The organism is Dactylosporangium darangshiense, assembly GCF_039537565.1.
GTDB classification, from domain to species: Bacteria; Actinomycetota; Actinomycetes; order Mycobacteriales; family Micromonosporaceae; genus Dactylosporangium; species Dactylosporangium darangshiense.
In genome coordinates this window covers 50,312-67,490 of the sequence record NZ_BAABAT010000039.1, presented here as the reverse complement: position 1 = coordinate 67,490, position 17,179 = coordinate 50,312, and the positions used below count along the sequence as shown (strand labels likewise).

15 protein-coding genes are annotated in these 17,179 nt (G+C 74.1%); 8 read left to right on the top strand and 7 right to left on the bottom strand.

Going from position 1 to position 17,179, the window contains the following annotated elements; all coding sequences use genetic code 11:
- Positions 1 to 14 precede the first annotated feature (14 nt).
- Entirely contained in the window at positions 15 to 482 is a 468-nt protein-coding gene (locus ABD901_RS43930; protein ID WP_345137148.1) for a group II truncated hemoglobin, read from the top strand.
- 76 nt (positions 483 to 558) lie between these two features.
- Here the strand turns inward: ABD901_RS43930 and ABD901_RS43925 are convergent, their stop codons facing one another.
- Positions 559 to 1,467 carry a GNAT family N-acetyltransferase gene (locus tag ABD901_RS43925; protein ID WP_345137146.1) on the bottom strand — a complete coding sequence of 303 codons (909 nt, stop codon included), beginning with the start codon at positions 1,465 to 1,467 and terminating at the stop codon, positions 559 to 561.
- 482 nt (positions 1,468 to 1,949) lie between these two features.
- Here ABD901_RS43925 and ABD901_RS43920 point away from each other — a divergent pair, with 482 nt between their 5' ends.
- Together ABD901_RS43920 and prfH are read left to right on the top strand one after the other, a co-directional pair.
- The gene (locus ABD901_RS43920) at positions 1,950 to 3,029 is read left to right on the top strand and encodes an RNA ligase RtcB family protein (RefSeq protein ID WP_345137143.1); all 1,080 of its coding nucleotides are present in this window, start codon (positions 1,950 to 1,952) and stop codon (positions 3,027 to 3,029) included.
- Complete coding sequence (prfH, locus tag ABD901_RS43915; RefSeq protein WP_345137142.1) at positions 3,026 to 3,694, top strand: peptide chain release factor H; 669 nt, start codon at positions 3,026 to 3,028, stop codon at positions 3,692 to 3,694. Before ABD901_RS43920 ends, prfH begins: the two co-directional genes overlap by 4 nt.
- Here prfH and ABD901_RS43910 read toward each other — a convergent pair.
- Positions 3,636 to 4,409, bottom strand: a complete 774-nt coding sequence (locus ABD901_RS43910) for a winged helix-turn-helix transcriptional regulator (RefSeq protein ID WP_380139422.1) — start codon at positions 4,407 to 4,409, stop codon at positions 3,636 to 3,638. The genes prfH and ABD901_RS43910 overlap by 59 nt on opposite strands.
- 81 nt (positions 4,410 to 4,490) lie before the next feature.
- Between ABD901_RS43910 and ABD901_RS43905 the strand changes: the two genes are divergently transcribed.
- Positions 4,491 to 5,774 carry an MFS transporter gene (locus ABD901_RS43905; protein ID WP_345137138.1) on the top strand — a complete coding sequence of 428 codons (1,284 nt, stop codon included), beginning with the start codon at positions 4,491 to 4,493 and terminating at the stop codon, positions 5,772 to 5,774.
- Here the strand turns inward: ABD901_RS43905 and ABD901_RS43900 are convergent.
- The gene (locus tag ABD901_RS43900; RefSeq protein WP_345137136.1) at positions 5,743 to 7,158 is read right to left on the bottom strand and encodes an alkaline phosphatase PhoX; all 1,416 of its coding nucleotides are present in this window, start codon (positions 7,156 to 7,158) and stop codon (positions 5,743 to 5,745) included. The two genes, ABD901_RS43905 and ABD901_RS43900, sit on opposite strands and share 32 nt — an antisense overlap.
- 106 nt (positions 7,159 to 7,264) lie before the next feature.
- Positions 7,265 to 7,891: an HAD-IA family hydrolase gene (locus ABD901_RS43895; protein WP_345137133.1), complete on the bottom strand. Its 627-nt coding sequence runs from the start codon at positions 7,889 to 7,891 to the stop codon at positions 7,265 to 7,267.
- 69 nt (positions 7,892 to 7,960) lie between these two features.
- Here ABD901_RS43895 and ABD901_RS43890 point away from each other — a divergent pair, with 69 nt between their 5' ends.
- Together ABD901_RS43890 and ABD901_RS43885 are read left to right on the top strand one after the other, a co-directional pair.
- A complete protein-coding gene (locus ABD901_RS43890) occupies positions 7,961 to 9,118 on the top strand; it encodes an ROK family protein (RefSeq protein ID WP_345137131.1) in 1,158 nt (385 codons plus the stop codon).
- 103 nt (positions 9,119 to 9,221) lie between these two features.
- On the top strand, positions 9,222 to 10,379 hold the full coding sequence (locus tag ABD901_RS43885) for a trans-sulfuration enzyme family protein (protein WP_345137130.1): 1,158 nt from the start codon (positions 9,222 to 9,224) through the stop codon (positions 10,377 to 10,379).
- Between the two features lie 38 nt (positions 10,380 to 10,417).
- Here ABD901_RS43885 and lysS read toward each other — a convergent pair whose 3' ends face one another.
- Genes lysS through ABD901_RS43870 form a run of 3 tightly spaced genes read right to left on the bottom strand, consistent with a single transcriptional unit; the run spans position 10,418 to position 13,409 of the window.
- Positions 10,418 to 12,076: a lysine--tRNA ligase gene (gene lysS / locus ABD901_RS43880; RefSeq protein ID WP_345137129.1), complete on the bottom strand. Its 1,659-nt coding sequence runs from the start codon at positions 12,074 to 12,076 to the stop codon at positions 10,418 to 10,420.
- A gap of 20 nt (positions 12,077 to 12,096) precedes the next feature.
- Positions 12,097 to 13,008: a hypothetical protein gene (locus tag ABD901_RS43875; RefSeq protein WP_345137127.1), complete on the bottom strand. Its 912-nt coding sequence runs from the start codon at positions 13,006 to 13,008 to the stop codon at positions 12,097 to 12,099.
- A gap of 5 nt (positions 13,009 to 13,013) precedes the next feature.
- Entirely contained in the window at positions 13,014 to 13,409 is a 396-nt protein-coding gene (locus ABD901_RS43870; RefSeq protein WP_345137125.1) for a response regulator transcription factor, read from the bottom strand.
- Between the two features lie 185 nt (positions 13,410 to 13,594).
- On the opposite strand from ABD901_RS43870, the gene ABD901_RS43865 reads away from it, so the two are divergent.
- Positions 13,595 to 14,929, top strand: coding sequence for a chitosanase (locus ABD901_RS43865; RefSeq protein ID WP_345137123.1), 1,335 nt, complete (start codon positions 13,595 to 13,597; stop codon positions 14,927 to 14,929).
- A gap of 136 nt (positions 14,930 to 15,065) precedes the next feature.
- A complete protein-coding gene (locus ABD901_RS43860) occupies positions 15,066 to 17,174 on the top strand; it encodes a mannosyltransferase YkcB-related protein (RefSeq protein ID WP_345137121.1) in 2,109 nt (702 codons plus the stop codon).
- Positions 17,175 to 17,179: the final 5 nt, after the last annotated feature.

The window sequence follows — 17,179 nt, the reverse complement described above, 5'->3', positions numbered from 1 at the left end:
ATCGTGTGCTTCGTGTGGACCAACCGGATACACCCAGTTTGTATGCCTGGGCCGGCGGCACGGACGCCTTCGTGCGCCTGTGCGAGGCCTTCTACGACCGCGCCCGCGCCGACGACCTGCTCGCCCCGATGTTCGCCGAGATGGACCCCGGGCACGCACGCTACGTGGCCCTGTGGCTGGCCGAGGTCTTCGGCGGCCCGCCGGTCTACACCGAGCAGCACGGCGGCTACGCGCACATGCTGAGCCTGCACATCGGCCGGGGGATCACCGAACCGCAGCGGCGGCGCTGGCTGAACCTCATGATGGACGCCGCCGACGACGCCGGACTGCCGGCCGACCCGGAGTTCCGGGCCGCGTTCGTCGGCTACCTGGAGTGGGGCACCCGGCTGGCGGCGAGCAACTCGCAGCCGGGCGCCGACCCGGTCCGCCGGGCCCCGGTCCCGCGCTGGGGCTGGGGCGTCGCGCCGCCCTACCTCGGCTGAGCCCGGGCCCGGTGCCGGTGCGCCGGCGCGGCGGGCCAGCACCGTGGCCTCGCCGCGCGTCGGCGCCCCGCTGCGGCTACCAGGTCATATTGAGCTCATTCTGGTAGTTGTCGTAGCCGGCCCGGGCGAACGCACGCGCCATCGGCACGTTGCCGACGTCGGTCGTGGCGCGGATCCGCGGCGCGTCCTGTCCGGCGAGCACGCGGGTGCCCTCGGCGAGCACGTCGTCGATGTAGCCGTGGCCGCGGTGCTGGGGCAGCACGCCGATGTACGCAATGATCGGCCCGTAGTCGTTGCGGGCGGGGAACACGAACCCGACCGGCTCACCGTTCGGCAGGGTCGCCACGCGCCACCAGTCGTGCGGGCTCGGGTACTTGACCAGTTCTCCGTGCAGGTGCTCCTCGGCGACCGCGCGCGGCGGGAGCCGCTCGAGGTCGGTCCGGTGGTGGGCGTCGAGCGTGCCCTGCACGGCTTGGGTCATGAGATCCAAGGCTTCTGTGGTACCGCTGAACTCCCGGAACCGCAGACGGCCGGAAGCGGCGGGAACGCCCGCACCGGGCCGCCACTCCAGCCGGCGCCGCTCGACGAGGGGCCGGGCGCCGAGGCGCTCCAGCACCGCCATGCGCGATTGCACGGCCCCCGGGTCGTCGTGCCAGTCCGGCGGGATGAAGCGGATGTACTCCGGCGGCGTCGCGCCGTCGTGGACCAGGGCGTCGAGCGCGGCGCGCAGCAGTTCCTCGCCCGCCTCGACTTCGCCGTCGGCGAAGTCGAAGAAGTCCATGAGGAACGGCTCGGCCGACCCGGCGCGAGCCCACCAGCCGGCCCGGGCCACGACCCGGTCGCCGTCCAGCGCCACCCACAGCCATTCGGCCCGCCGCCGCCCGGCGGTCAGGTCGCCGTCGAGCTCACTATTGAGCACATACGGCAGCCGGCGGAACAGATCGAGCTCGTCACGCCCCGAGATGGGACGCAAGGTGCGTTGCATGTGAGGCTCCAGTTGTGTTCGTAACGCGAGAACGTCCTGCGGACATGGCTGGCTCCTCCCTTCTGGCGATCATTCGCCGCCGGCGGATGTTGTACTCGCCACCCGGCGTCCCGCGCAACGCGTTTTACGGCTCTGCTTCGCCGTGCCATACCGGGTGCTGACGGACCGCGTAGAGTCCGGCCGGTGACCGTGTACGACGTTGTCGCGCAGCTGCCGGACGTCCGCGTCGTCGGGAATCCGGGCGCGTGAACCTTCGGGAGGACCGGTGCTCCAGGTGCGGGGCGCGGATCGTGCCGGAGGTGTCCGAGAGTGTCCAGGACGGGCGGCACGTCTGGTGGGTCGAGAGCACGTTGCGAGGTCAGCCGGGACCGGTAAAGCGTTTGACGGAGGCGAACAAGGTTCGGGATCGTTAAGGCATGACGCGCTGACGGTGCTCCTACGGTCTTCCGAATTCCGACTCACTTCCGAAGGAAGCCGCGTCCTTGCCTGCGCACGTCTCCGTCTTTGCCTCCGAAGGCAGCTGGATCGAGTCCGACGCCGTTGACCAGTGTCACCAGGTCGCGGCGCTGGACGGGATGGTCCACGTCGCCGGGATGCCCGATCTGCATCCCGGCAAAGGGGCGCCGATCGGCGCCGCCATGTCCTCCACCGTGCTGTATCCGCACCTCGTCGGCTCCGACATCGGGTGCGGCATCGCCGTGTTCCCCTTCGCGCTCAAGCGGGCCGATCCCGAGAAGCTGGCCGCGAAGTTCCCCGACCTCGACGTCCCCGTCGGCCCGGAGTGGGCCGATGCCGAGGACGTCCCGGCGGGGTACCTCGACGGGCTCGGGACCGTGGGGCGCGGCAACCACTTCGCCGAGCTGGCCCGCGTGCACGAGGTGCTCGACGCCGGGCACGCGCAGCGGCTCGGGCTCGCCGCCGGCGACCTCGTGCTGATCGTGCACAGCGGGTCGCGCGGGCTCGGCGAGCGCATCCTGCGCTCGCACACCGAGGTGCACGGCGCCGGGCCGGCCGCCGACCCGGCGGACTACCTCGCTCGGCACGACGCCGCCGTGCGCTGGGGGTCGCTCAACCGGCGCGTCATCGCGGCGCGGGTCGCGGAGGCGCTCGGTGCGAAGCCGGTCGAGCCGATCGTCGACCAGTGCCACAACCTCGTCGAGGTCCGCGACGGGGTGTACCTGCACCGCAAGGGCGCGGCACCCGGCGACGGGCGCGACGTGCTCATCGCCGGCACCCGCGGGACGCCGTCGTACCTCGTGGCCGCGCACGCCGGCGACGAGGCCGGGCGGTCCGTCGCGCACGGCGCCGGGCGCAAGATGTCGCGGGCCGACGCGCTGGTGCGCAACAAGGCCAAGCACACCGTCGAGGCGCTGCGCCGGCCGCCGACCGGGTCGGTGGTCGTGTGCGGGGACCGGCAGCTGCTGTTCGAGGAGGCGCCCGGCGCCTACAAGCGCATCGAGCAGGTGGTCGCCGACCTCGTCGCGCACGGCCTCGCCACGCCCGTGGTGAGCACGGTCCCGGTGGTTACGTACAAGACTGCCGAGCGGCAGGGGCGGCGATGAGCGGGGCGCACCTGCTCATGTCGGCCGGACGCGGGCCGCAGGAGTGCGCGTGGGCCGTCGCCGAGCTCGCCGCCCGGCTGGAGGCCGAGGCCGCCGGGCTCGGGCTGGTCACCGAGCGGGTCGAGACGGTGCCGGGGGACCGCGCCGGCACCTTCCGGTCCGTGGTGCTGCGCATCGACGGAGAGGCGACCGGGCGGCTCGTCGCGGCGTGGACGGGGACGCTGTGCTGGCAGGCGCCGAGCCCGTACCGCGCCGGCGCCGGGCGCAAGAACTGGTACGTCATCGCCGGGCCCTGCCGGCTCGACGCCCCGCGCACCGAGCTCGCCGAGGCCGACGTCGACATCGTGCCGTGCCGCACCGGCGGGCCCGGCGGGCAGCACCGCAACAAGGTCAGCACCGCGGTGCGGGCCACGCACCGGCCCACCGGCATCGTGGTCGTGGCCGACACCGAGCGGCAGTTCGGCCTCAACCGGCGCATCGCGCTGGACCAGCTGCGCCGCCGGCTGCAGGAGCGCGACGAGGCGGCCGGCGCGGCGCTGGAGACGGCGCGGTGGCGGGTGCACGACGAACTGGTGCGCGGCGACCCGGTCCGGGTCGAGCGGCCCGCTAGGCCCGTGCGCGCAGCAGCGCCAGCATCTCGTCGACGGAGCCGGCCGGGTCGGTGACCGGGAACTGCACGGCCCGGATCGCCGCACCCGGGTCGAGCAGCAGGCTCAGCCGCTTGAACCGGTCCGCGCCGGCGACCCGGAACGTCGGCAGGCGCAGCGCCGCGGCCAGCCGGCCCTCGGCGTCGGACAGCAGCGGGAACGGCAGACGGGCGTGCTCGGCGAAGGCACCGAGCTGGTCGGGGCGCTGCATGCTGATGCCGCGGATGCGGGCGCCGAGCTCGCGGAAGGCCGGCTCGCGGGCCGCGTACGTCATCGACTCCAGCGTGCAGCCGATGGCGCCCGGTATCTCGCCCCAGCCGGGCGGGTGGCCGTTGGGCCCGGGCGCGAAGGCGCCGGGGAAGAAGTACAGCACCGTCCACTCGGGACCTTCCATCCCTGCCACGGTGTGCCCCTCGAGGGCGTGCACCCGCCGGGCCTCCGCCTCGGTGCCGACCGCGTCGAGCGTGCCGTCGCCCATGACGTGCCGGGAGCCCCAGTCCTGCAGGGCGATCAGCGCGGGCAGCAGCCCCTCGCCCTTCGCGGTGAGCACGTAGTCGTAGCGGGGCGGGTGCGCGGAGTACTCCCGGCGCCGCAGCACGCCGTGCTCGACCAGGCTCGCCAGGCGCTCGGCCAGGGCGCGGCGGCTCACGCCGAGCTCGCGCTGCAGCGCGTCGAAGCGCGTGGTGCCGCCGGCGACGTCCCGCACGATCAGGAACGTCCACCAGTCACCCATCACGCCGAACGCCTGCGCGATCCCGCAGTCGGCATCGGCCAGTTCCTCGCGCCGCACCCATGCATTATAGTGAGTTCCAAAATGGAATGCACAGAATCGGGGGCGGGCATGACGGCGTTCTGGCGCTGGTGGACGGCCGGAGCCGTCAGCTCGGCGGGCACGGCGGTCAGTGCGGTGGCGCTGCCCCTCACCGCACTGACCGTGCTCGACGCGACCCCGGTCGAGATGGGGCTCATCGCCGCCGCGAGCTACGTGGCGTGGCTGCTCATCGGCATGCCGGCCGGGGTCATCGTGCAACGGCTGCCGCTGCGGGCCGCCCAGGTCGGCGCCGACCTCGTGCGTGCGGCGGCTGTCGCATCGATTCCCGTGTGCTGGTACTTCGGGGTGCTCACCGTCGCGCAGCTCATCGCCGTCGCGCTGCTGGTGAGCCTGGCCAACGTGATCTTCGTCGTGGCCAATGCGACGTTCTTCCCGATGATCGTGCCGCCGGAGCGGCTGCACGCCCGCAACAGCCTCACCTCGGCCACGGAGGCCTCCACCCAGCTCGGCGGCCCCTCCGTCGGCGGGCTGCTGGTGCAGGCGCTCGGGCCGGTGCCGACGCTGCTCGTCGACGCGGTGAGCTACCTCGCCTCGGCGGCCATGCTGCGCACCCTGCCGCCCCGCCGCGCGGGCGCGCCCGACGCCGCCGCCCCGCCGATGCGGGCGATGATCCGCGAGGGCTGGCGGTTCGTCACCCGCCACCCGATCATGGGGCCGGGCATGTGGACGGCGACCGCCGTGAACTTCGTGTGCGGGGCGCAGCTGGCGCTGTTCCCGCTGTACCTGGTCCGCGACCTGCACACCCCGCCGGGCTGGGCCGGCGCCCTGCTGGCCGTCGAAGGCGCCGGCACCCTCGTCGGCGCCGCCCTGACCCCGCGGTTCACGGCCCGGGCCGGCACCGCGCGCGCCCTGGTCGTGGCAGCCTTCGTCGCCCTGCTGGGAGCAATGATCATTCCCGTCGGTACCGCGGGTGCCGCCTACGCCACCTTCGTGCTGGGCAACGTCGTCTTCGCCGGCGGCGTGGTCGTGCTGAGCGTGACCACGCGCACCTACCGGCAGCTCGCCAGCCCGCCGGAGCTGCTGCCGCGGGTCGTGGCCACGGTCCGGTTCGTCTCCTGGGGCGCGATCCCGGTCGGCGGCGTCCTCGCCGGCCTCATCGCCGACGCCGCCGGCGCCCGGGTCGCGCTGTTCGCCTTCGCCGCGGCGACCGCGCTCGCGCCGCTGGCGCTGCTGCGCTCGCCGATCCGCCGGCTGCGCGACCTCGACGACTACCGCGTCCCCGACGGGTTCGCGCTCAGCGGTGCCCGCCCCGCCACGGTCCCGTGATGACGCAGGTGACGCCGGGGTACTGCACGTTGACGAACAGGTGCTGCCCGTCCGCGGTGAAGCAGGCCCCGGCCAGCTCGCTCGCCCCGACCGGCCCCGGCTGCGGGAAGTCCTCGGGATTCCAGTAGTGCAGGTCCAGCGGGGCGATCACCCGGGCCAGGTCGACGATGCCGCCCGCCGGGGTGAGCACCTTGAGCCAGTTGTCGCCGCCGTCGTCCTCGCCGTCGCCGTCCTCGGCGAGCAGGATCGTGCCGTCGGGCGCGACGCCGACGGTGTCGGGCTGGTTGAGCGTGCGCGCGTTCGGCGACTCGAACAGCAGCTGCAGCGTGCCGCCGTCGGGCCCGGTCGGCACGTACCGCCAGACCTGCCCGTTCTCCCCGTCGCCGGCCTCGCTGGCCACGAACGTCACGCCGCCGTTCGTCCACGCCGAGCCCTCGAGGCCGAGGAAGCGGCAGCCGCCCTTGGCGCGGCCCTGGGAGTACACCGCGCCGGGGTTGTCCTCGGCGTCGGACGGGTCCGGCTCGTCGATGTCGACCCAGTGGGTCTCGAGGACCTCGCCGACGCGCTGCCCGGTGGCGGTGTCGTAGGTGCGGTCGCCGGTGACGGCGAGCATCTGCAGCCGCCCGCCCGCGGCCAGCTGCCCGGGGCGGCGCGGCAGGAAGCGGTAGAAGCCGTCGCCGGGGTCGCCGTTGTCCTCGGTCATGTAGACGATGCCGGTGCGCGGGTCGATCGGCGCCGTCTCGTGCTCGAAGCGGCCCATCGCCTTCAGCGGTACCGGATCCTCGGGACCGCGGGCATCGGAGGGCACCTCGAAGACGTAGCCGTGCGGCTTGTCGAACCCGGCCTTGACCCCGTCCGTGGTCTCCTCGCAGGACAGCCACGAACCCCACGGCGTCGGGGCGCCGCTGCAGTTGGACAGCGTGCCGTTGAGCACGAGGAAGCTCTCGAGAAGCTTTCCGGAGCCGATGTCGTACAGCGACGACGTGCACCCGGCCGGCGCCGAGCGGTCGTAGGCGTTGCGGGGCCCGAGGGCGCGCTGCCGGGCGCCCGGGATGTCCAGGTCGATCTCGTGGTTGCGGATCAGGCGCACCCGGCCGCGCCCCGCGGCGAACACCGCCTGCCCGTCGTGGCACCCCGGCGTCGCGAGGCCGTCGCTCATCCGGGTCCCGGCCGCCCCGAAGGTGCGGTAGGTGAACCCGGCGGGCAGCGCCAGCTCCGCACCGGCGGGCGACAGCGGCCCGTACCCGTCGACCGCCGGCTTCCCGTACCCGCCGCCGGCCGGTGCCGCGCCGGCGGTCCCGCCGCCGAGGAACGCCCCGCCGAGCCCGCCGCCGACCAGCCCGAGGCCGGTGACGGCCAGGACGTCGCGCCTGTTCAGTGCCATGAGACGAGAGCGTCGACCTCGATCGGTACGCCACGGCATGCATCCGGTGAACATCCCGCGAAGCCCGAACGTAGATCGCCGCTGACCCGCCGGGCCCGCGGGCGTGCTACGCCCGTGGCGAACCCGCGGCCAGGAGCAGTTCGGCGAGGTCGCCGAGGTCGGCGATGCGCAGGTCGCCGTCGAGGCCGCGCAGTGCGGCGACCGCGGCGCCGGCCGCCCGGCCCGCGTCGATGCCCGGCTGCGAGTCCTCGACCACGAGGCAGTCGCCCGGTGCGATGCCGAGGCGGGCGGCGGCCTCGAGGTAGGGGTCCGGTGCCGGCTTGCCGCGCGGCGTGTCCTCGAACGTGACCAGCAGGGGAGGGTCGATGCCGGCCGCACCGAGGCGGGCCGCGGCGAGGCGCCGGTCCGCGCTGGTCACCACCGCCCAGGGCAGGTCCAGCTCCTTGAGCGCGACCAGCAGGCGGCCCGCGCCCGGGGTCGGCACGACGTCGTCGAGGTCCGTGTACTGCAGCTCGAGCTGCCGGGCCGCCGCCCGCTCCACGCCGGGCCCGTCGAGGCCGGGCAGGACCGCGCGGATCGTGGTTGGCGCCGGGTTGCCGTGCATGATCGGTATGATCAGCTCGGCCGGCACCGCGGCCTCGGCCGCCCACGCGAGCCAGGCGCGCTCCACGGCGGCGTCGGAGTCCACGAGGGTGCCGTCCATGTCCAGCAGTACCGCACCGAAGCGCCGCATTGCCCGTACCCCCTCGGATGAATAAACTCGTAGGGCGAGCATATTCCCGGAGGGCGGGTAGTGGCAACGATGCGGGCCGAGGCACTGCGGGTGCAGGGCGCCCTCGCGCTGCTGCGCCACGCGCACGCCCACCCCGGCGTGACCCGCGCGGAGGCGGCCGCGAGCCTGGGGCTCAGCAGCGGCTCGGCGACCGAGATCATGGGCCGGCTGCGCGCCGCCCGGCTGCTGGGGGAGCGGCCGGTCGCGGCGACGGGCGGGCGGGGGCGGCCGAGCACCGAGCTGGTCGCGCACCCGGACGGCCCGCTCGTCGCGGTCGTCGAGCTCACGCACGCCACCTGGCGCGTGACCACGGCCGGCATCGGCGGCGAGCTCGCGCCCGCGCCGGTGCACCGCCACCGCGGCGGCCCGCCCGAGGCGGTGCTCGCCGAGGTCCGCGCCGCGGTCGAACAGGCCCGGGCCCGGGCCGGCGGCCGGCTCGCCGCCGTCGGGGTCGCGCTGCCGGGCACGGTGCGCGGCACCACGGCGGTGCAGGCGGCGACGCTGCGCTGGCGCGACGTCGACCTCGCATCGCTCGGCGGCGGGCTGCCGCTGACCGTCGGCAACGACGCGTCCCTGGCCGGCGTGGCCGAGGCGCTGCGGGGCGCGGCCCGTGGGGTACCGGTGGCGCTGCACTTGACCGTCGAGGTCGGCGTCGGCGGGGTGCTGCTCGTCGAGGGCCGCCCCGTGCTCGGCGCGACCGGCGCGGGCGGCGAGTTCGGGCACGTGCCCTTCGGCGAGCCCGGCCTGGCCTGCCCGTGCGGGGCCACCGGCTGCTGGGACGTGACCGTCGACGGCCGCGCGATGGCCCGCCGCCTGGGCCGCCCCGCGCCCGACGACCCGCGGGGCTTCGCCGCCGAGGTCCTCGCCGCGGCCGCCGGCGGCGACGGTGCGGCCCGCGCCGCCGTGACCGAGGCCGCGACGGCGCTCGGGCGGGGCGTCGGCGCCCTGCTCAACGCGCTGGACCCGGCGATCGTGACCCTGGGCGGGCTCGGCGCCGACCTGCTCGACGCGGCCGGCGACGCGCTCCTCGCCGCCGTGCGCCCGGCCGCGATGGCCTGGCGCCGCGCCGCGCTCCCGCCGATCGTCCCGGCGGCGCTGGGCTCCCGCGGCCCATCCATCGGCGCCGCCGAGTCCGCCCTCGGCGCCGTCCTCGACGGCCTCGCTCAGGACCTGCTCACACGCCGGTGAGGCGCACGGAGGCGTGTCCGTTATTGATCACCTGGTCGCCGGGCCCGAGGTGCGCGGTGTCGTCGCGGATGATCAGCGCCTGACCGGCGACGATACTGGTGCGATGGCGATCGAAGAGGCCCCCCGTCCCAGCATGACCCGCCTGCTGCACCCGCACGTCGAGCAGCGCCCCGGCGGCGTCCCCGTGACGACGCCGGTCTACCAGACGAGCACGTACGAGCTGCCCCGCACGCCCGAGGCGGCACACATCGCCTCGGCGGTGGCGCCCAGCGGGTACTACACGCGCTACGGCTCCCCGAACAACGCCGAGGCCGAGGCGATGCTGGCCGGCCTCGACGGCGCCGAGCGCGCCCTGCTGCTGGGCAGCGGGATGGCCGCCGTGAGCGCCGCGCTGCTGTCCAACGTCCGCGCCGGCGCCCGCGTCGTCGCGCAGACCAACCACTACACGGCCGCGCTCACGCTCCTGCGCGACGTCCTGCCTTCGTTCGGCGTGGATGTCGCATTGGTACCGCAGGAGTCGCTCCAGGACGCCGTCGACGACTCGGTCGACGTCGTCTACGCCGAGACGCCCGTCAACCCGGCCATGGTCCTCACCGACCTGGCGGCGGTCCGCTCGGCCGCGCCGCGGGCGCTGCTCGTCGTCGACAACACGTTCGCGACCCCGTACAACACCCGCCCCCTCGACCTGGGCGCCGACCTGGTGGTGCAGTCGGCGACGAAGTACCTCAACGGCCACAGCGACGTGACCGCCGGCGTCGTCACCGGCCGCGCCGAGCTGATCGACCGCGCCTGGGAGACCGCCCGCGTCCTCGGCCCCACCTGCCACCCGTTCGAGGCCTGGCTGCTGGCCCGCGGCCTGCGCACGTTCCCCCTGCGCATGGCCCGGCACAACGCCAGCGGCCACGCGGTCGCCGAGGCCCTGGCCGCACACCCGCGCGTCGCCGCCGTGCACTACCCCGGCCTGCCCACGCACCCCCAGCACGACCTGGCCCGCCGCCAGATGAGCGGCTTCGGCGGCATGCTGGCCTTCACCGTCGAGTCCCCGGAGGCGGCCCTGTCCGTCCTGCAGCACACGACCCTGGCCCGCAACGCCGTCAGCCTGGGCGGCACCGAAACCCTGATCACCCACCCGGCGTCGCTGATCTTCGCGCACGGCGGCACCGCCGACACCGTCGACGCCGCCCTGCTGCGCGTCTCGGTCGGCCTCGAGGAGCCCGAGGACATCATCGCCGACCTGACCCAGGCCCTCGACCACCGGTAGGCGCCGTACCGAAGCTCGCTGCGCTCGCGCAGCGAGCCCTACGCCGCGCCGACGAGGGCGCGGACGTGCTGTGCGCCGAGGGAGAGCAGCAGGGTCGGCAGGCGCGGGCCGGACTCGCGGCCGACGAGCAGGCGGTAGAGCAGCGCGAAGAACTGCCGCTGGGCGACCTTGAGCTCCTGCGTCGGCGCGGTGTCCAGGGGCAGGCCCAGGCGGATCTTCGGCACGCCGTACACGAGGGTGGTCAGGCCCTCGAGCGACCACCGGTCCTCCAGGCGCTCGGCCAGCAGCGCCAGCGACGCGCGCTGCTCGTCGTCGAGGCTCGCCAGCAGCTCCTCGTCCGGGGTGGACCGCACGTGGGTTCGCGACTCCTCCGGCACGTAGGTGGTGACCCACCGCACCGCGCAGTCCAGCCGCGGCCGGGTGTCGTCGAGGGTGACGATCGGGTCGTCGGGGTCGACGTCGGCGAGGATGCGCAGCATCTGGACCGGGTCGCCGACGGTGATGTCGGCCACGGAGGCCAGCATCCGGTACGGCAGGGGGCGCGGCGTCACCGGCAGCGGCCCGGCGGCCGTGCCGATCGCGCGGTGGTAGGCGGCGGCGTCGGCCGGCGGCGCGGTGCCCTCGCCGACCTTGCGGCCCAGCGTGTCCCACTCGTCGTAGAGGCGCTGGTTCTCGTCGTCGAACGCGATCTTGAACGACTGGTTCGGCCGGCGGCGGCTGTAGAGCCAGCGCAGCAGCGGCGCCTCCATGATCTGCAGCGCGTCGGCCGGGGTCGGCACGCCGCCCCTGGAGCTGCTCATCTTGGCCATGCCGGCGATGCCGACGAACGCGTACATCGGGCCGATCGGCGGGCGCGAGCCGAAGACCTCGGCGACGAGCTGGCTGCCCACGACGTAGGACGAGCCGGGCGAGGAGTGGTCGACGCCGGAGGGCTCGAAGTGCACGCCCTCGAAGGCCCAGCGCATCGGCCAGTCGACCTTCCACACCAGCTTGCCGTCGCGGTGCTCGGACAGCAGCACGGTCCCGCCGTGGCCGTAGGAGCACGTGTAGGTCAGCTCGGTGGTGTCGTCGTCGTATGCGGTGACGGTGGTGGTGTCGCGGCCGCAGACGGAGCAGTAGGGCCGGTACGGGAAGTAGCCGGTCGCGCTGTCGCCGTCCTCGTCGTTCTCCTCGGGGGCGATCTTCGTGCGGTACTTCGCGAGCACCGAGTCGATGTGCTGCCGTTCGCGCATCGCGTGCAGGATCTGCTCGGTGTACGCCCCGGAGCGGTACATCTCGGTCTGGCTGATCCCGCGGTACTGCACGCCGAGCTGCTCCAGCGACTCCGCCATGGCGGCCTTGAAGTGCTCGGCCCAGCTGCCGTAGGGGCTGCCGGGCGGCGCGGGCACGGCGGTCAGCGGGCGGCCGATGTGCTCGCTCCACGACTCGTCGACGCCCGGCACGCCGGCCGGCACCTTGCGGAAGCGGTCGAAGTCGTCCCACGACAGGATGTGCACGACGTCCTCGCCCCGGCGGCGGATCTCGTCGGCGACGAGGTGCGGGGTCATGACCTCACGCAGGTTGCCCAGGTGGATCGGCCCGGAGGGGCTCAGCCCGGACGCGCAGACGATCGGCCGGCCCGGCGCGCGGTCCTGCGCGGATGCGATGACCTCGTCGGCGAAACGGGCTACCCAGTCGTCCTCGATGCTGTGCGTCACCGGACTAATTCTGCCGGACGCTACGTGACCCGCCGAAGCCAGGGGTTGGCCGTGATGAGCTCGCGCACCGGTGCGAGGCGGTCGTTCAGCTGCGGGGTGAGCACCACCATCGACAGCTCGACCCGGTCGCCGCCGCTGAGCTCGTAGACGCCGTTGGCCGGGTCCTGCATCAACGGGTCGGCGACGTCCTGCACCCGTTCCAGGTCGCGCTGCTGGTCGGCGAGGCTCTTGGCGCCAGGGCTGACGACGATGCAGATGTTGCCGGTGTAGCGCGAGCGCACCGCCCGCTCGGCCGCGTCGTGGTCGGCGGTGACGATCTCGACGACGAACACGGTCCGTGGCTGCGGCCCGTCGGTGCTGCTGCCCGGCTCGCCGTCGGGGTAGGTGACGCGCAGGTCGCGGTACCACTCCGGGTGCTCGTCGTAGACCAGCTCGTGCAGGCCGTTGTCGTCGGGGCGGTCGCCGTTCTTCCAGCCGCCGGCCGGCGCCGGGCAGGGCACCTGCCAGTCGAAGGTCGGCACCGGCTCGGGGCGGGCCGGACCCTGCGCGCTCACGTGCAGCACGCCGCCGCGCAGGGTGCCGCGCAGCAGCGCCCTGCCGTCCGGGCCGAGCTTCCGGGCGTCGAACCCGTCGAGGTCGACGCCCATGTCGCAGCGCTTGGGCGGCCCGCCGATGGTGCCCTCCAGGGTCGTGGGCGCCGGCGCACAGAACCGGGTCGGGCGCCCCGGCACGATCACGACCCGCCCGGACGCCTCGACCGTGTCGCCGTCGCGCACCACGAGGTCGCCGGCTTCGGCGGACCCGGCCGGCGAAGCAGACGAAGCCGACGAGGGTGAGGCGGGAGCCTCCGGCCGAGCCGGCGCGTCCGCGCACGCGGCGAGGGGGAATGCCGCGAGGGCGAGGGCGAGCACGATCGGCCGGAGGCGTCCCATGCCCACTAGGATGCGGCAGGCGGCCCGGCGGTTCCCGGCCGCTCCAGCAGTGTCTCGATCCGCGACATCAGCTCGCTCGGCTCGAACGGCTTGACCAGGCAGTCGTCGGCGCCGGCGGCGAAGCCGGTGCTCACGTCGAGCCATTGGCCGTGCGAGGTCAGCATGAGCACCGGCATGGGCCTGGTGTCGGCGGTCCCGCGCAGCGCCCGGCACACCTCGATGCCGTCGATGCCGGGCATGTTCACGTCGAGGATGGCCAGGTCGGGGTGCTCGCGTCGCGCCGTGGCCAGCGCGCTGCCGCCGTCGGCGCAGGCCAGGACGTGGTGGCCGGACGTATCGAGCAGGAACGTCAGCAGATCGCGGATCGCAAGATCGTCCTCGGCGATCAGAACCGTCGACATCGCGGCCTCCAATCCCCTCGCACCCAGTATACGTACAAATCGGGTCAAACATGGTCGAGACGTGTCCTGCGGGGTGCGAACCATAACGCGACATGAAGGAAGTTTTAGGGGGCTTGACATCGAGGTCATCCGATCCGAATATCTGTCAGGCAAGTTGCCTAACAGTTAAACTTTGGAGGCGCCTCGTGAACCACCCCCTCAGGCTGGCCGGCCTGGGCGCCGCGGCCATGCTCGTCACCGGCACCGTGACGACCGTCCTGGTCATGCACGGCGCGGACGCGGCCACGGAGACCCTGTTGTCGCAGGGCAAGCCGGCCACCTCGTCGTCGGTTGAGTCGTCGTCCCTCGGCGCCGCACTGGCGTTCGACGGCAACACCAGCACGCGGTGGGCCAGCGCGGAAGGGTCGGACCCGCAGTGGATCCGCGTCGACCTCGGCGCGACCCGCACCATCACGCACGTGAACCTCAAGTGGGAGGCCGCATACGGCAAGGCGTACCGGATCGAGACGTCCGCCGACGGCGCAACGTGGAGCAGCATCTACAGCACGAGCAGCGGCGACGGCGGCACCGACGACCTGACCGGGCTGTCGGGCTCCGGGCGCTACGTGCGGCTGTACGGCACGGCCCGCGGCACGCAGTGGGGCTACTCGCTGTACGAGTTCAAGGTGTACGGCAACGGCACCGACTCGACGCCGACCGCCAGCCCCTCGGCGTCGCGCACCGCCTCGCCGTCCGCGTCGGCCTCCCCGTCGCGCAGCGCGTCCGCCAGCGCCTCGCCGACGAAGAGCCCGACGTCCTCGCCCTCGGGCAAGGACCTGTTCGACCCCCGGAAGAAGGACATCGCGATGCAGCTGGTGTCCTCGGCGGAGAACTCCTCGCTGGACTGGAAGGCCCAGTACAAGTACATCGAGGACATCGGCGACGGCCGCGGCTACACCGCCGGCATCATCGGCTTCTGCTCCGGCACCGGCGACATGCTCGACCTCGTCGAGCTCTACACCCAGCGGGTGCCCGGCAACGTCCTGGCGAAGTACCTGCCGGCGCTGCGCAACGTCAACGGCAGCGACTCGCACTCCGGGCTCGACCCGAACTTCACCAGGGACTGGAAGACGGCGGCGGCCGACACGCAGTTCCAGAAGGCGCAGGACGACGAGCGGGACCGGGTGTACTTCAACCCCGCCGTCAACCAGGCCAAGGCCGACGGCCTGCGGGCCCTGGGCCAGTTCATCTACTACGACGCCATCGTCATGCACGGCCCCGGCACCGACCCGGTCAGCTTCGGCGGCATCCGCAAGGCCGCCATGGCCAAGGCGAAGACGCCGGCGCAGGGCGGCGACGAGGCGACGTACCTCAACGCCTTCCTCGACGCGCGCGTCGCGGCGATGAAGACCGAGGAGGCGCACAGCGACACCAGCCGGGTCGACACCGAGCAGCGGGTGTTCCTCAACAACCGCAACTTCGACCTCGACCCGCCGCTGAGCTGGAAGGTGTACGGCGACCCGTACAACATCCCGGCCTAGCGCCACACGCTCGACCCGGGCGCCGCCTCGTAGTGATCTTTCGAGGCGGCGCCCGGCCGCTCCCAGGTGTCTATGAGGTTCGGTGGGCACACTACGGGTCGGGGATCAATCGGGCATACTGCGTGGAGAGGTCGTTGTGCGCACTTTTCGCGTCCCGTCTCGGCTCGTGTTCTGGCGCTCGCCCGAGGCCCAGCCGGGGTGGGCCCGCCCCGCGCTGCTGGCCGTGGCCGCCGTCGCCGCCGTCCTCTACGCCTGGCGCATCCGCGACAGCGGCTTCGCGTTGTTCTACTCGGTCGCGGCCAAGAGCATGTCGGTGAGCTGGAAGGCGTTCTTCTACGGCGCGCTCGACCCGGGCGCGACGATCACCATCGACAAGCTGGCCGGCTCGTTCGCGCCCCAGGCGATCGCCGCGCGCGTGTTCGGCTACCACGCCTGGTCGCTGACCCTGCCACAGGTGGTCGAGGGGGTCGTGGCGGTGCTCGTGATGTACCGCATCGGGCGCCGCTTCGCCGGCCCGGCCGCCGGGCTGCTCGGGGCCGGGCTGTTCGGGCTCACCCCCGTCGTCGCCTCGATGTTCGGCCATCCGATGGAGGACGGGCTGCTCACCATGTGCCTGGTCCTGGCGGCCGACGCCTTCCAGCGGGCGATGCTCGAGGGGCGGCTGCGTTCGCTGATGCTCGCCGGGGTGTGGGTCGGCGTCGGCTTCCAGGCCAAGATGCTGCAGGCGTGGATGGTGCTGCCGGCGATGGCGGTGACCTACCTCGTGGCCGCACCCGGCCCGTGGCGGCGCCGGCTGGGACACCTGGGCGCCGCGGGCGCGGTGATGCTCGCGGTGTCGCTGTCCTGGGTCGCGCTGTACGAGCTCACCCCGGACGCCGACCGCCCGTACGTGGACGGCAGCACGAACAACAGCGCGATCGCGATGGTGTTCGGGTACAACGGCCTCGACCGCTTCGGCGTCCACGTCCCCGGCGCCGTGGAGTCGATGTTCACCGGCGGCCCGGCTCGCATCGAGGCGCCGGTGGGTGTGCCGGCCGGGCCGGCAGCGGGCGCGGACCTGCCCGGCGGTGCCCGTGTCGGCGGCGGTTCCGGCGGCGAGGGCGCGGCGAAGCTGGTCGGGCCCCGCTACGGCTCGCAGGTCGGGTGGCTGTATCCGGTCGCCCTGCTGGGCCTGCTCTTCGGCATGGCCGCGCGGGGCCGGGCGCCGCGCACCGACCCGGTGCGGGCCAACCACCTGTTCTGGGGCTTGTGGCTGGTGACCGTGGCCGTGGTGTTCAGCGCCATCAGGATCCCGCACACGGCCTACCTCGCCTCGCTCGCGCCGCCGGTCGCCGCACTGTCCGCCGCGGCCGTGGTGCAGGCGTGGCGCGGCCTGCGCGACCGCGACGCGCCGTGGCTGCTGCCCGCGCTCGTCGTGGCCGAGGCGGCGTGGACGGTGTACCTCGCCCGGCAGTTCCCCGCCTTCCTGCCCTGGCTGCCGTGGGCGGCGGCGGCCGCCGCGCTCGTCGCGCTGCCGGTGCTGGTCGCCGCCGCCCTGCCGCGCGCGCCCGAGCCGCGCCGGGCCGTGCTGCGCTCGGCGATGGGGCTCGCCGTCGCGGCCATGGTGGCGGCGCCGAGCGCCTGGGCCGGGTCGGTGCTGCATTCGCGGTACGGCGGCAGCGCCTTCGACGCCTCGGCCGGCCCGACGGCGATGGAAGGCCCCGGCGGCGGCCGCTTCCCGGCACAGGGCGGATTCCTGCCCCCGGGCGGTCAGTTCCCGGCCCGTCAGTTCCCGGGTGGTCAGGCGCCGGGCGGCCCGGGTGGCGGGGCGCCGGTGCCCATGGCGCAGCAGTTCGGCGGGCCCGGCGGCGGCCCGTTCGCCGAGGCGACCGGCACGCTCACCGCCGAGCGGCGCCGGATCGATGACTACCTGGTCGCGCACCGCGGCAGCGCCCGGTTCGTGGCCGCGACGACCTCGTGGAGCACCGCAGCGCCGTACATCATGGCGACCGGCCGGCCGTACCTGCCGATGGGCGGGTTCAGCGGCGACGTGCCGCAGCCCACGCTCGCCGCCGTGCGGGGCCTGGTCGCGCGCGGTGAGCTGCGCTACTTCCTGCTGCCCGTCTCCGGCGCCGGGCCCGACCGGACGTCCGGCCGCCCGGGTGGCACGGCGGCCGTGACCGAGATCGCCGACTGGGTGCGCGCCTCCTGCGCCGAGACCGGCGTGGGTGCGGCAACCGAGTCCGTGTACCGCTGCGGGGGGTGAGGGCG

What these genes read in the sequence shown, in the direction of transcription:
- prfH (WP_345137142.1), top strand. Translation starts at nt 3,026, where the DNA reads ATGAGCGGGGCGCACCTGCTCATGTCGGCCGGACGCGGGCCGCAGGAG.
- ABD901_RS43900 (WP_345137136.1), bottom strand. Translation starts at nt 7,158, where the DNA reads ATGGCACTGAACAGGCGCGACGTCCTGGCCGTCACCGGCCTCGGGCTG.
- ABD901_RS43890 (WP_345137131.1), top strand. Translation starts at nt 7,961, where the DNA reads ATGCGGGCCGAGGCACTGCGGGTGCAGGGCGCCCTCGCGCTGCTGCGC.
- ABD901_RS43895 (WP_345137133.1), bottom strand. Translation starts at nt 7,891, where the DNA reads ATGCGGCGCTTCGGTGCGGTACTGCTGGACATGGACGGCACCCTCGTG.
- ABD901_RS43925 (WP_345137146.1), bottom strand. Translation starts at nt 1,467, where the DNA reads ATGCAACGCACCTTGCGTCCCATCTCGGGGCGTGACGAGCTCGATCTG.
- ABD901_RS43870 (WP_345137125.1), bottom strand. Translation starts at nt 13,409, where the DNA reads ATGTCGACGGTTCTGATCGCCGAGGACGATCTTGCGATCCGCGATCTG.
- ABD901_RS43910 (WP_380139422.1), bottom strand. Translation starts at nt 4,409, where the DNA reads ATGGGTGACTGGTGGACGTTCCTGATCGTGCGGGACGTCGCCGGCGGC.
- ABD901_RS43905 (WP_345137138.1), top strand. Translation starts at nt 4,491, where the DNA reads ATGGAATGCACAGAATCGGGGGCGGGCATGACGGCGTTCTGGCGCTGG.
- ABD901_RS43885 (WP_345137130.1), top strand. Translation starts at nt 9,222, where the DNA reads ATGGCGATCGAAGAGGCCCCCCGTCCCAGCATGACCCGCCTGCTGCAC.
- ABD901_RS43875 (WP_345137127.1), bottom strand. Translation starts at nt 13,008, where the DNA reads ATGGGACGCCTCCGGCCGATCGTGCTCGCCCTCGCCCTCGCGGCATTC.